Source organism: Collinsella sp. CLA-ER-H2, assembly GCF_040092405.1.
In the GTDB taxonomy this organism is placed as follows: Bacteria; Actinomycetota; Coriobacteriia; order Coriobacteriales; family Coriobacteriaceae; genus Collinsella.
Window position 1 is genome coordinate 13487 of sequence record NZ_JBBNLO010000017.1, and the last position, 12430, is coordinate 25916.

At 59.1% G+C, this 12430-nt stretch carries 12 protein-coding genes; 9 read left to right on the forward strand and 3 right to left on the reverse strand.

The genetic code is table 11. The annotated features are described in order from the left end of the window. Window positions 1-48: 48 nt before the first annotated feature. Window positions 49-1566, reverse strand: a complete 1518-nt coding sequence (gene malQ, locus AAAX59_RS06165; protein ID WP_349071128.1) for a 4-alpha-glucanotransferase — start codon at window positions 1564-1566, stop codon at window positions 49-51. Between the two features lie 208 nt (window positions 1567-1774). Next, a complete protein-coding gene (galE, locus tag AAAX59_RS06170) occupies window positions 1775-2836 on the reverse strand; it encodes a UDP-glucose 4-epimerase GalE (protein WP_006235870.1) in 1062 nt (353 codons plus the stop codon). Between the two features lie 265 nt (window positions 2837-3101). Here galE and AAAX59_RS06175 point away from each other — a divergent pair, with 265 nt between their 5' ends. Further along, entirely contained in the window at window positions 3102-4307 is a 1206-nt protein-coding gene (locus AAAX59_RS06175) for a hypothetical protein (RefSeq protein WP_349071130.1), read from the forward strand. 231 nt (window positions 4308-4538) lie between these two features. Here the strand turns inward: AAAX59_RS06175 and murB are convergent, their stop codons facing one another. Beyond that, window positions 4539-5501: a UDP-N-acetylmuramate dehydrogenase gene (gene murB / locus AAAX59_RS06180; protein ID WP_349071162.1), complete on the reverse strand. Its 963-nt coding sequence runs from the start codon at window positions 5499-5501 to the stop codon at window positions 4539-4541. Window positions 5502-5684: 183 nt separating this feature from the next. Here murB and AAAX59_RS06185 point away from each other — a divergent pair, with 183 nt between their 5' ends. From AAAX59_RS06185 to AAAX59_RS06220, 8 genes are all read left to right on the forward strand, one after another. Beyond that, complete coding sequence (locus tag AAAX59_RS06185; RefSeq protein WP_117584258.1) at window positions 5685-6713, forward strand: LacI family DNA-binding transcriptional regulator; 1029 nt, start codon at window positions 5685-5687, stop codon at window positions 6711-6713. Window positions 6714-6961: 248 nt separating this feature from the next. Continuing rightward, on the forward strand, window positions 6962-7450 hold the full coding sequence (locus tag AAAX59_RS06190; protein ID WP_138374554.1) for a hypothetical protein: 489 nt from the start codon (window positions 6962-6964) through the stop codon (window positions 7448-7450). A 38-nt stretch (window positions 7451-7488) separates the two neighbouring features. Then, the gene (locus AAAX59_RS06195; RefSeq protein ID WP_349071132.1) at window positions 7489-8256 is read left to right on the forward strand and encodes a GntR family transcriptional regulator; all 768 of its coding nucleotides are present in this window, start codon (window positions 7489-7491) and stop codon (window positions 8254-8256) included. Between the two features lie 17 nt (window positions 8257-8273). Then, window positions 8274-8954, forward strand: a complete 681-nt coding sequence (locus AAAX59_RS06200; protein ID WP_349071164.1) for a GntR family transcriptional regulator — start codon at window positions 8274-8276, stop codon at window positions 8952-8954. Between the two features lie 193 nt (window positions 8955-9147). Continuing rightward, the gene (locus tag AAAX59_RS06205; RefSeq protein ID WP_349071134.1) at window positions 9148-10263 is read left to right on the forward strand and encodes an SIS domain-containing protein; all 1116 of its coding nucleotides are present in this window, start codon (window positions 9148-9150) and stop codon (window positions 10261-10263) included. A 60-nt stretch (window positions 10264-10323) separates the two neighbouring features. Further along, window positions 10324-11385 (forward strand): SIS domain-containing protein, encoded by a 1062-nt coding sequence (locus tag AAAX59_RS06210; protein WP_271747061.1) that lies wholly within the window; start codon window positions 10324-10326, stop codon window positions 11383-11385. Window positions 11386-11431: 46 nt separating this feature from the next. Further along, the gene (locus AAAX59_RS06215) at window positions 11432-11851 is read left to right on the forward strand and encodes a PTS fructose transporter subunit IIA (RefSeq protein WP_035137739.1); all 420 of its coding nucleotides are present in this window, start codon (window positions 11432-11434) and stop codon (window positions 11849-11851) included. A 57-nt stretch (window positions 11852-11908) separates the two neighbouring features. After that, the gene (locus tag AAAX59_RS06220) at window positions 11909-12391 is read left to right on the forward strand and encodes a PTS sugar transporter subunit IIB (RefSeq protein ID WP_099432286.1); all 483 of its coding nucleotides are present in this window, start codon (window positions 11909-11911) and stop codon (window positions 12389-12391) included. Window positions 12392-12430: the final 39 nt, after the last annotated feature.

A 12430-nucleotide genomic window follows, 5' to 3' on the forward strand; every position in this document is an offset into this window, starting at 1 on the left:
AAAAGCAAGCGCGTCCGCACGGTGGGGAGGGGTCGGGCGCGGTAGCTCCTATTGAGGAAGCTCGATTTCGGCTTCCGACGGGATGCGGAAGTAGGTCTCGGTCCAGTCGGTGAGTTTGTGCTCGAGCTCGCGGGTGATGGCGCCGTCGAGCATGCGCCAGGTCCAGTTGCCGCCCAGGGTGGCAGGGGTGTTGATGCGCGCCTCATTGCCCAGGTTAAGCAGGTCCTGCATGGTGTAGATGCACGTGTCGCTCACGCTGGCGGCGATGGTGCGATTGAGTGCATCTGCCATGGGTTCGCCGGCCTGCTGATGGGTGTACAGGGCTGCCTGCTCGCGCTGACGCGGGGTGGCCGTTCCCTCAAACCAGCCGCGCGCCGTCTCGTTGTCGTGGGTGCCCACATAGGCGACGGTGTTGGCGATGTAGTTATGCGGCAGGTAGTACGAGTTGGTGCCCTCAAAGGCGAGCTGCAGGATCTTCATGCCGGGGAAACCCGAGTTGTCGCGCATGTCGATGACACCGGGGGTGAGGAAACCTAGGTCCTCGGCGATGATGGGCAGCGTGCCGAGCTTTTCCTCGAGCGTCTTGAAGAACTTGAGGCCGGGACCCTGCGTCCACGAACCGTAGGACGAATCGGGCGAGGAGAACGGCACCTCCCAATAGGCCTCGAAGCCGCGGAAGTGATCCAGGCGGATGACATCGTACATGTCGAGGGCGGCGCGAATGCGGCCCTCCCACCAGGAGAAGCCGTCGGCCTCCATGGCGTCCCAGTCGTAGATGGGGTTGCCCCAGTACTGGCCGGTGGCCGAGAACTGGTCGGGCGGCGTGCCGGCGACGCTCACGGGATTGCCGGCGGCGTCGATCTTAAAGAGCTCGGGTGTCGCCCACATCTCGACGGAGTCACGCGAGACATAGATGGGCAGGTCGCCGATGATGAGAATGTCGCGCTCGTTGGCATAGGCCTTGAGGCGGCTCCACTGGCGATCGAAGAAGTACTGCGTCATCTGGTGGTAGAGCATACGCGCCGGATGGTCGGCGCAGACCTTGGCGGAAGCCTCGCCGCGGGTGCGGAGCTCCGCGGGCCACTCCCAAAACGCCTTGAGACCGCACTCCTCTTTGACGGTCATGAACTCACAGTAGGGGATGAGCCAGTCCTCGTTGGCCTGGATAAAGTCATCGAAATCGGCCGGCTTGTCGGCAGCAAAGCGCTCGGCGGCGCGGTCGAGAATCTGACGGCGGCCGCCAAAGATAGCACCGTAGTCGACATTGCTGGGGTCGGATCCCAGATACACGCCATCGATATCGCGCTGCTCCAGATACCCTGCCTCGATAAGCTCGGCAAAGTCGATAAAGTTGGGGTTGCCTGCGCGGGCCGAGAACGACTGATAGGGCGAATCGCCATAGCTGGTCGTCGTAAGGGGCAGAATCTGCCAGTAATGTTGTTTGCACGAGGCGAGAAAATCGACGAAGTCGTAGGCATTCCAGCCAAAGCCGCCGATTCCGTATGGTCCGGGCAGAGATGAGACGGGCATGAGGACGCCGCTTGCACGCTCCATGAATGCGCTCACCAACCTTCTTGTTGTGGGGTCGGCCTGCCGATGGGTATGCAGTCCGCCTCCGATGTTCTGATTCGATACGCCTATTGTAAAACATGTTGTTTAAACATGTACAGGCAAGATAAAAAAGTTGGTCGATTTTCGGCGAATGGCTACATGCCATGAAAAAGCCCCGACCTCACAACGTGAGATCGGGGCAAGAACGGTATGTAGGTTTTTTCTACTCGGCGTCGGCGAAGCCGTTGGGGTTGTGGCTCTGCCAGTTCCAGCTATCGCGGCACATGTCCGCGATGTCGTACTGGGCCTTCCAGCCCATCATGCGCTCGGCCTTGGAGGCATCGCACCAGTTGGCAGCGATGTCGCCGGCGCGGCGCTCGCGGATCACGTAGGGCAGCTCCTTGCCACAAGCCTTGGAGAAGGCGGCGACGACCTCGAGTACCGAGGTGCCGGTGCCGGTGCCCAGGTTAAAGATCTCGACGCCGGTCTTGCCGTTCATCCAGTTAAGGGCGGCAACGTGACCAGAGGCCAGATCGCACACGTGGATGTAGTCGCGCACGCCGGTGCCGTCGGGGGTGGGGTAGTCGTTGCCAAAGACCTGAACGGCCTCGAGCTTGCCCACGGCGACCTGGGCGACATAGGGCACCAGGTTGTTGGGGATGCCCTTGGGGTCCTCGCCGATCAGGCCCGACGGATGAGCGCCGATGGGGTTGAAGTAACGGAGCAGCACGACGTCCCACTCGGGGTCGGCGGTGTGGACGTCCATAAGGATCTGCTCGATCATCCACTTGGTCCAGCCATAGGGGTTGGTTGCGGGCTTCTTGGGGTCTTCCTCGGTGACGGGCGGGTTGTCCGGGTCGCCGTAGACGGTCGAGGAGCTCGAGAAGATGATGGACTTGCAGCCATGGTTGCGCATGACGTCGATGAGCACCAGGGTGTTCTCGATGTTGTTGTGGTAGTACTCGACGGGCTTGCTCACCGACTCGCCGACGGCCTTAAAGCCGGCAAAGTGGATGACGCGGTCGATCTGATGGGTATCGAAGATCTTGTTCATCGCATCGCGGTCGAGCACGTTGGCCTCGTAGAAGGTGAGGTTCTTGGCGGCCTCGTCGCCCACGATGGTTTTGACGCGGTCGACGGCGACGGCGCTGGAGTTGGAGAGATCATCGACGATGACGACCTGGTAGCCACCCTCGAGCAGTTGAACGACGGTGTGCGAGCCGATAAAGCCGGCGCCACCGGTAACGAGGACGCAGGTGTCTTTGGGGTCGAGTGCTTTGGACATGTAGTCTCCTATCGAATCAGGAACACTTCTAGAGGGGAGTATAGCGCAGGCGGGGACGCCCAAATCGTGCGCCGAGGAAAAGCAGAGGATTATGTTAACGTACTCATATAAGAGCTTGCTCAATTGTTACCTCAAATTTGACAATTGCTTACGAGCCGCCGACCTTGCAGTTTCCTGCCGTTCGTGGAAATCGTTGGGACGCGCCATATGTACGCTAATATGTATGAGTTGAGCGACATATAAATAAGCATGTAACGGAGTACATATGTCACCAAACAGCGATTCCATCCTTTCCCAGGAGCTCTCGCGCCGCACTGCCCTCAAGGCCTTGTTCGGCGCCGCTTCTGCGGCAGTTCTTTTTGGCCTGCCCACTCGCGCCCATGCGGCGGAGGCTTCCAAAGAAACCACCGATAAATTGAATGCCGCCCAGGCCCAACTCGACGAGGTTCAGGCCCAGCTCGACAGCATCGCAAATGATTATGCGGCGCTGGCCAACAAGAATGCCCAGACCCTCAACGACATCGAGAATGTCCAGGGCAAGATTGACGACACGCAGGCCCAGATCGATGAAAAGAAGGCCGAACTCAAGAAGAAGCGCAACGACCTTTCCGATCGCGTGGCCGCCAGCTACAAGTCCGGCGGCACGAACATCCTGTCGCTGCTGCTGGCCTCTGGCTCGTTTGAGGAACTCGTCGCCAACGCGCATTACGTTGAGAAGATCAACAAGAGCGACCGCGATGCCATCGAGGATATCCAGACGATTCAGGCTGAGCTCGACGCGCAGAAGACCGAGCTCGAAGCACAAAAGGCCAACCTGGAGAAACTCAAGGACCAGCAGACGGCTCAGATGCAGGATATGCAGGCCAAGCAGCAAGAAGTCCAGACCGTGCTGAACGGTCTTTCCGACGACGTCAAGGAGCTCATGGCTCAGCGCGATTCCGAGATCCTCGCTGCCGCCCAGGCCGAGGAGGCCGCTAGGAAGGCGGCTGCGGCAGCCGCGGCCTCTGCGAACACGGGCTCTTCTTCGGGTGGTTCGAGCTCGGGCGGCGGCTCGTATGCCAGCGGCACCCCGCAACAGACGGGCGGTTCGGGCAAGCAGCAGGCCGTCGTCAATGCGTGCTACTCGACGCCTTCTCCCGGCCAGGGCTGGTGTGCTGCCTGGGTTACCAACGTCTTCCGCAATGCCGGCGTGGGCTATTACGGCGGCAACGCATGCGATATGTTCAACGCTTGGTGCTATAGCTCCAATCGCTCTGCGCTTCAGGTTGGCATGATCGTTGCCGATTCGTCCCACAGCGGCACTGGCGCCCCGGGCCTGATTTACGGTCATGTGGGCATCTACGTTGGCGGCGGTATCGTTATGAGTAACGAGGGCGCCATTACATCGAGGTCGCTCGACTCATTTATCGGCTTCTATGGTACGGGCTCTGGCGTACGTTGGGGCTGGCTCGGCGGTATTGCGCTGTCGTAGCTGCGGTTTGAAGTAAGTTGGTCCGTGGCTGCCCGAAAGGCATTAGGTTGCCTGCTCGGACAGTCCTGCTCGCACGGAGAGCACATTAAGTGCTCTCCGGCTCGTGCGGAACTCGCGATCAACCTAATGCCTTTCGGGCAGCCACGGACCTCTCGGGTCCAATACGTCACACACCGGACTGGTTTATCTGAATAAATATGGCGAAGGCCCCTTTCGGGGCCTTCTTTTTTATTAGAGGAATTCGCCTACTCGGTGGACTTCGGGTTCTAGGTCTACGTTGAACTGCTCTTTGACGGTTGTTTGGATGTGGCGGATGAGTTCGTCGATGTCGGCTGCGGTGGCGTGGTCGGCGTTGACGATGAAGCCGCAGTGTTTTTCGCTCACCTGGGCGCCGCCGACGGCGTGGCCGCGCAGGCCGGCGTCCATGATGAGCTTGCCGGCAAAGTGGCCCTCGGGACGCTTGAAGGTGGAGCCGGCGCTCGGCATGTCGAGCGGCTGCTTGTCTTCGCGGCGCTGGCGGTAGTCGTCCATGTCGGCCTTGATCATCGCGGCGTTGCCCGGGGCGAGGTTGAAGGTTGCCGAGAGCACGATAAAGCCGTCGTCGGCAATGCGGCTCTTGCGATAACCCAGGTTGAGCTCGTCGACATCGAACTCGATGATATTGCCGCTGCCGCGGGTGCCGTCGTCGAGCATGCGAGCGGGCTTGTAGACGCGTACAGATTCCAGCACATCGGCCATGCAGGCACCGTAGGCACCGGCGTTCATGTAACAGGCGCCGCCGACCGATCCAGGGATACCCGAGATGGGTTCCATGCCGGTGAGGTCGGCCTCGGCTGCTGCCGCGGCGACATCGGAAAGCAAGGCGCCGGCTGCCGCCGTGACGTGCGTGCCGTCGACCGTAATGTCGGAGAGGCCCTTGCCCAGCGCTACGACGACGCCGCGGATGCCCTTGTCACCGACGAGTAGGTCGGAGCCGTTGCCCACGATGGTGAGCGGCAGATCGCAGCGATAACAGGTATCGAGCGTGGCGACGAGGCCCTGCTCGGTGTCGGGCGTGACAAAGACATCGGCCGGGCCGCCGATCTTAAACGTGGTGTGCTCGCGCATGGGCTCGCTCATGAGTACGTTGTCCTCGCCGGCAACGCCGGCGAGCGCGCAAAGCAGGTCCTCGTTAAAAAAGTCGTTCTCGTGCATACGAATATCCGCCTTTTGGTGGTTGTTGTCATCAATCGATTGCAATATACCCCACCTGGACGGATTTGGTGCGCTGACGGCGATAAAACAGCCGTCCACCGGATTGGTAAAGTGTTTATCACCGAGGTAGATGGGCAGTCGCTATACTTTCAAGAGATTGCGCGTAAACCCGGAAGGAGCGAGATGGCCAACAAAGTCACCCTCAAGCAGATCGCCCAGGAGGTGGGGCTTTCCCCTTCGTCGGTTTCGCTTGTACTCAATAATCGGCCCTGTCGCATCTCGGAAGAAAACCGCAAGCTCATCAAGGAGGTTGCGGCGCGCAACCACTATGTTCCTAACCAGATCGCGCGCAGCCTGGTCATGCGCGAGTCGCGTACGCTGGGCCTTATCGTTCCCAATATCGAGAGCCGCTTTTTTGCCTCGCTCGCCGGCAGCTTGGAAAAGCGCTGTCGCGAGGACGGCTATGCACTCTTTATTACCAGCTCGGGTGGAAGCGCCGATGACGATCTGGAACTGCTACGCCAGCTGGTGACGCGCGGCGTCGATGGTGTGTTCCTGGTCGTGGGCGACGAGTTCTCCGACGATCGCGCCCTGCGCGAGGAAGTGAGCCATCTGCCTATCCCTGCCGTGATGGTCGACCGCGCCATTGAGGGCCTCGAGTGCGACAAGGTGATGTTCGACCACGAGATGGGTGGCTACATGGCCACCCGCTATCTGATCGAGCAAGGCCACCGTCGCATCGCCTGTCTGGTTAACGCGCGTCGCTCCAATACGGGTCGCAAACGACTCGCCGGTTACGAACGCGCGCTGCGCGAGGTGGGGCTGCCCATCGACGCGCGCCTGGAGTTTGAGAGCGAGTACTACATTCCGAGCGCCTACGAGGCCTCGGAGGCGGTGCTCGCAACCGACGCCACTGCCGTGTTCGCAAGCTCGGACAACATTGCCCTCGGTTTGCTCAAGCGCTTGCACGAGATGGGGAAAAGCATCCCGGGCGATATCTCGGTCGTAAGCTATGACAACTCGGCCGCCGATGTTCTCTTTGAACCAGCGCTGACCGCGATTGAGCAGGACCCTGGTGTCCTCGCGGAGCATGCTTTTGGCTGCATGTCCAAGCGTCTTGCCGGTAGGGGCGGTAGACGTGCCGAAGAGGTCGTTCTGGAGCCGGCGCTTATCGTGAAGGGCAGCGTGCTTGACCTTACCGAATATAGCTAAGCGCACTTGTTTGTTTGCATAGATTGCATGCGGAGTGTCCGCTATTTGCCGGCGGGGCCGGGGTGCCTGCTTTGTTTTGAGAGGTGGGCTTCGCGAACTTCTCAAAACAAAGCAGGCACCCCGGCCCTCGTCCGTAAGCTCTTCCGCTGGGCGAGCCATAGACGCCGCGCACCGATCTGCTAAAGCATGAGCTTGAAATTGGTGCTATATTCGGCTTGAGTTGTTTAATGCTAGTACGGGAGGCTGATATGGGGCTGTTCAAGAAGAAAAACCCGCAGGATGCCTTTGATCCCGATGTGTTTACCATCACGGATACGATTTTGGACCCGCCGCGGTTTACGTTTTTGCCGGCTATCTACCAGGATGCCACGCGTCGCAAGTGGGCCGTGCATCAGCGCGGCGGCGAGCCGAAGATTTTTGACTATGCGGACGTGTTGCAGTGCGAAGTGGCCGAGGCGGGCGATCCGGAGGCCGAGGAAGTGGTCTCAAAACAGGAATTTGCCCAGCGTATCCTGGCAAATCCTGCCAAGGCGGCGAAAATAAACGCTGCCAAGCGTAATATGTGTCTTGGTATGGGCGTTGTTGTGGCGGTTCAGACGGGAAAAGACGAGGTTTCCAAATTAGAGATTCCCGTTATGACCGACGAAGTCAAACGCGATTCAAGTCTATATAAGTCGTATCGGAATGTTGCCGAGAAGATCAAGGCCGAATTTGATGCCATGGGAGGGCTGGTCTAATTTTGGCGGCATACGTTTCTGAATGAGGGGTCTGTGCAATGGCAGGCGAATCTTATGCAATTCCCCCCAAAGATCGTGCTGTTGAGGGAATTCTTTGGTATATCCAGCACCACCAGCTTGCCGGCGGCGATCGCCTGCCGGCCGAGCGCGTGCTGTGCGAAGAGATCGGCGTTTCGCGCACGGCGTTGCGCGCCGGTATCACGCGGCTCATCTCGTGTGGAACGCTCGAGAGCCGTCGCGGATCGGGTACGTATGTGTGCCCTCCCAAGCCGCTGAACATCTTCCAGGAAACGTATAACTTCTCCGATGCTGTGCGGACTGCCGGCCTGCACCCCTCTTCTCGTCTGGTTTCCATCGGGACCATCGAGGCGGATGAGGCACTTGCCGACAAGCTTGGGGTGTCTGTAGGCGCTCCTTTGCTTCGCATGCAGCGCGTTCGACTTATTGAGGGCGAGCCGGCGTCAATCGAGACGGCTCACGTTAACCTGTCCCTGTGCCCATCGCTTATCGAGCACGATTTTGAGTGCGAGAGCCTTTACGATGTCTTGCTCAAAGAAGGTGGCGTGCGTGTTGAGCATGGACGTGAGCATATCTCCATCTCGCGTTTGAACGCCGAAGAGGCCGAGCTGCTCCAGCAAGAAGAGGGAACGCCGGTGTTCTATGAGAGCACGATCGAATTGGATAAGGACATGCGTTTTGTGGAGCATTGCAAATCGGTGATTTTGCCCACAAAGTTCCGCTTTGCCGATAACGGCGAAGAGAACGGCATGAGGAGCGTGGCAGGTGAACAATGGCTGAAACAGTAGATGCCACCCCGGTCTATATGCGCATTCGACGCCGCATCGAGGAGCGTATCGAGCGCGGTATATATCCCACGGGTTCCATGATTCCGTCCGAAAAAGACCTCGCCGAGGAATTTGGTACGACACGCTTGACCATCCGAAGCGCTGTCGATGAGCTGGTTCGGCGCGGGCAGATTCGCCGTGTTCGGGGAAAAGGTGCCTTTGTGGCGCAGAAAGTACCTGCTTTTTTTGAACGCACGGGCGGTTTCCGTGAATCGGTCCGTGCTTTGGGCGGCGAGCCGTCCGTCCGTATTCTCGCGCGTTCCAAGCGTTATGCGGGGCCATACTACGCCGACCTGTTTGGCATCGCCGAGGATGATTTGCTGTATTCGATTCGGCGTTTGAACTGCGTCAACGGCGACCCTGTATCGATTGAGATGGCGTTCATCCCGTGCCTGCTGTTTCCAACCATCGAAGATATTGACGTGTCGGTCTTCAGTTTGTACGAGACCTATGAGATGCTGGGCCGAAAGCCAGTTATGGCACAGGAAAAGCTCGATATCGAAGCGCTGGGCGCGCGAGATGCCGGCCTGCTTGGACTGGAGCAGGGCGATCTTGCCTTGACGCTGGAGTGCGTAAGCTTCGATGCGGGCGGCCAAGCGATCGAGTACGTCAAATCGTTTAACCGCGGTGATGCGGGTGGATATACCTATACGTACTAGCTGGTGTTTTGCATCACGCGCGGTAACAGCCGGTCTGTTTGGGCAATTTGACCGGCTGTAAGTACAACCTTACAGGGCTCAAAATCGACCGTTCGCCGAAGGGAATAAATTGATCGACAAAGAGGTATCAAAAGGCCGTAACATGTAACTGTGATTGGTATCAAATACTAATGATTTGTTTCGAGGTGAGACGATGAAGATGCTCGATTACGTTCAGCTTGCCCATGTGCGTATGGGGGAGAACCTCGAGCGTTCGTCTGAGCTGGTGGCGCAGCTCGTTGATATTTTCCAGTCCGGTTCTTTTGACGCGCTGCGCATCGTTGCTTCGGGTTCGTCGCGTCATGCCGCCGATTGCGCCCGCGATTACCTGCAAGATGCGCTGCAGATGCAGGTGTCTGTTGTGACGCCCGAGGCCTTCGTCGATTTTGAACACACCTATCCGCAGCATGCGCTCAACATCGCCGTCTCGCAGAGTGGCTATTCGACCAATACGATTGCGGCGCTCGATTACATGCGCGCACACGATATGGCTGCAGTTGCGCTCACGGCGAACGTCGAGGCGCCCATCAAGGAGCACACTGACATCGTTCTTGACTACGGTGTGGGCGTCGAGTCGGTGGATTTTGTGACTCTGGGCGTCGAGGTTCTCGTTGAGTACCTGGTGCTCTTTGGTATTTTCGGCGGTCAGGCGCGCGGAACGATTGACGCCAAGGGCATTGCCCAGCGTCTTGACGACCTGCGCGAGGCTATCCATGCCAATGCCGTGATGTGCAAGACCGCCGAGGCATATGTCCAAGACCGCATGCTCGAGCTTTCTGAGCACATGCCCGCCATGGTCGTCGGCAACGGCCCCAACTACGGTGTTGCCGAGGAGGCGGCCCTCAAGCTGAGCGAGACCATCAAGATTCCTGCCATGCATCACGAAGGCGAGGAGTTCGTCCACGGTCCCGAGATGCAGATTGTTCCGGGCTATCTGGTGTTTATTGTCGACGATCCGCAGGGGTCGGAGCGTCTTGCGAATATCGCCGATGCGCTATCGAACGTTACGACAAAAACGGTGCTGCTCACGGCCCATCCCAAGGGCAAGGCTCACGAGGTTGCGGTGCCTCAGGTGGCTCCGCTGCTCAGCGCAATTCCCAATCTTGTGTTCTTCCAGACGATTGCGGCAATGATCGCCGAGCGTCTGAAGTCATGGGACGTGCACCCGTATCTCGATGCCGTCTCCAAGCAAATGGAGGTCAAGGCAGAGGGCTACGAAGAGTCAGTCAATGCGCTTAAGGCCAAAGCGGCCGAGTGTTACGGAATGTAAGCGGGTTTTGATGCCCGTTGGCATGGGGGATGTGGAAACAACCCCAGAAAGGAGAGACAAATGAAGGAAACCGAGAAGATCGAGATCATGCATTTCGACCAGGAGGGCTATCTCGAGGACGGTAAGGCGCTCTACGAGACCGGCAAGAAGATGACCGCGCTCGCCGACAAGGTCGCCGACGAGGGCTACGACGCCGTGTTCCTGATGGGCGTCGGCGGCACCTGGGACGAGCTCATGCAGCTCGAGTACCTCATGAACAAGTTCGGCGACCGCGACCTCGAGGTCTACCTGATCCACGCCGCCGAGTGGAACGCCATGGGCCACAAGCGCATGACCGAGAAGTCCGTCGTGCTCACCGCCTCCGAGTCCGGCACCACCCCCGAGGTCCTCGAGGCCGTCAAGAAGATGAAGGACATGGGCGTGCGCGTCTACGCCATGACCAAGCCCGAGGGCCCCATCGGCCAGGCTGTGGGTGCCGAGAACTGCGTCGCCATGGCTTCTGACCATGGTTCGGGCGGCTGCGAGAAGGGCTACTACCTCGCCGACTGCTTCGGCCTGCGCCTGCTCAACCGCCGTGGCTGCTTCCCCAAGTTTGATCTGTTTATCGAGCAGACCAAGGACATCTGGAAGGACATGCTCGACATCCGCAAGCGCTTCGAGCCGCGCGCCGAGGAGCTCGCCAAGAAGTACGCCCTGGCCCCCTACACCATGTTCATCGGCTCCGGCGCCCTGTGGGGCGAGACGATCCTGTTCTCGATGTGCATCCTGGAGGAGATGCAGTGGAAGCGCACCCGCTACATCACCTCGGCCGACTTCTTCCACGGCACCCTCGAGCTCGTGGAGCCCGGCGTCCCGGTCTTCCTGTTCATGGGCGAGGACGAGAACCGCAAGCTCGACGAGCGCGTCCGCGCCTTCCTGACCCGCGGCGTGACCGGCGACACCGACATCAACATCATCGACACCGCCGAGTTCGCGATCCCCGGCCTTGACGACGAGTTCCGCGTCATCGTCTCCCCGTGGATTTTGACGGTGCTTGTGACCGACCGCCTGGCTCGCTACTACGAGACGGTCACCAAGCACAACCTCAAGTATCGTCGCTACTATCACCAGTTCGACTACTAAAGAAAACGGGTGCGGGAACGTGCCGGGCTATTGAGAGGAACACAGAATGAGACAGTACATCATCGCCAGCCATGCGCACTTCGCTACCGGCATCAAGGAGAGCGTCGAACTGCTCTCGGGCGCTCGCGACAACGTCCACGATCTTTCGATGTTCGTCGATGGCCGCATGGACGTGGCCGAGGAGGCCCAAAAACTGCTGGCAGGCATGTCTGCTGACGATGATGTCGTTGTCTGCACCGACCTCTTTGGCGGCAGCGTCAACAACGAGTTCACCAAGATCGTCCAGACGCGTCCCCGCACGTACCTCGTTACCAACATGAACCTTCCTCTCCTCATCCAGCTGCTGTTCTCTGACGAGTCGGCGCCGGTTGAGGAGACGATTCGCGCCATCGTCGCTGCGGACGATACGCGCGTGAAGTTTGTCAACGATCTTTTGGTCGATGACGACGAGGAAGAAGAGTTCTAATCCGCAGCACCTACTGACACGCCGTAAGACGGCACAAGACCTTTGGGGGGTCACATTATGATTCAGCTACTTCGCGTTGACCATCGCCTGCTTCATGGCCAGGTCGCAGTTTCCTGGGTTCAGGGCCTTGGCTCCAACTGCATCTTCTGCGTGGGCGATAAGGTCGCTAACGACCCGGTGTGGAAGACGACGCTTAAGATGGGCAAGCCTGCCGGCTGCAAGCTCGTCATCAAAGATATGGAGCATGCAATCGAAGCTATCAACTCGGGCGTGACCGACAAGTACAAGATGATCATCTGTGTCGCCACTATTGCTGAGGCAAAGCAGCTTGTTGAGGGCTGCCCGCAGATCAAGTCGGTCAACCTGGGCAACACCAAGCCCAAGGACGAGAAGCGTCCCGATGCTCGTCAGGTCTCTCGTCAGATCTTCCTGACCGCGGCCGAGGAAGCCGATGTGCGCGAGATGCTGGATCGTGGCGTTGAGGTCGAGATTCGACCCCTGGCCGATGACCCCAAGGTTGACTGCGCCAGCGTGCTCTAGGCGTTCAATTTCGAAGAGTCTGAGCTCTTCGTAGTGTCC

What these genes read in the sequence shown, in the direction of transcription:
- murB (WP_349071162.1), bottom strand. Translation starts at nt 5,501, where the DNA reads ATGCACGAGAACGACTTTTTTAACGAGGACCTGCTTTGCGCGCTCGCC.
- AAAX59_RS06210 (WP_271747061.1), top strand. Translation starts at nt 10,324, where the DNA reads ATGAAGGAAACCGAGAAGATCGAGATCATGCATTTCGACCAGGAGGGC.
- AAAX59_RS06215 (WP_035137739.1), top strand. Translation starts at nt 11,432, where the DNA reads ATGAGACAGTACATCATCGCCAGCCATGCGCACTTCGCTACCGGCATC.
- AAAX59_RS06175 (WP_349071130.1), top strand. Translation starts at nt 3,102, where the DNA reads ATGTCACCAAACAGCGATTCCATCCTTTCCCAGGAGCTCTCGCGCCGC.
- AAAX59_RS06205 (WP_349071134.1), top strand. Translation starts at nt 9,148, where the DNA reads ATGAAGATGCTCGATTACGTTCAGCTTGCCCATGTGCGTATGGGGGAG.
- galE (WP_006235870.1), bottom strand. Translation starts at nt 2,836, where the DNA reads ATGTCCAAAGCACTCGACCCCAAAGACACCTGCGTCCTCGTTACCGGT.
- AAAX59_RS06220 (WP_099432286.1), top strand. Translation starts at nt 11,909, where the DNA reads ATGATTCAGCTACTTCGCGTTGACCATCGCCTGCTTCATGGCCAGGTC.
- AAAX59_RS06200 (WP_349071164.1), top strand. Translation starts at nt 8,274, where the DNA reads ATGCGCATTCGACGCCGCATCGAGGAGCGTATCGAGCGCGGTATATAT.
- AAAX59_RS06195 (WP_349071132.1), top strand. Translation starts at nt 7,489, where the DNA reads ATGGCAGGCGAATCTTATGCAATTCCCCCCAAAGATCGTGCTGTTGAG.
- AAAX59_RS06185 (WP_117584258.1), top strand. Translation starts at nt 5,685, where the DNA reads ATGGCCAACAAAGTCACCCTCAAGCAGATCGCCCAGGAGGTGGGGCTT.
- AAAX59_RS06190 (WP_138374554.1), top strand. Translation starts at nt 6,962, where the DNA reads ATGGGGCTGTTCAAGAAGAAAAACCCGCAGGATGCCTTTGATCCCGAT.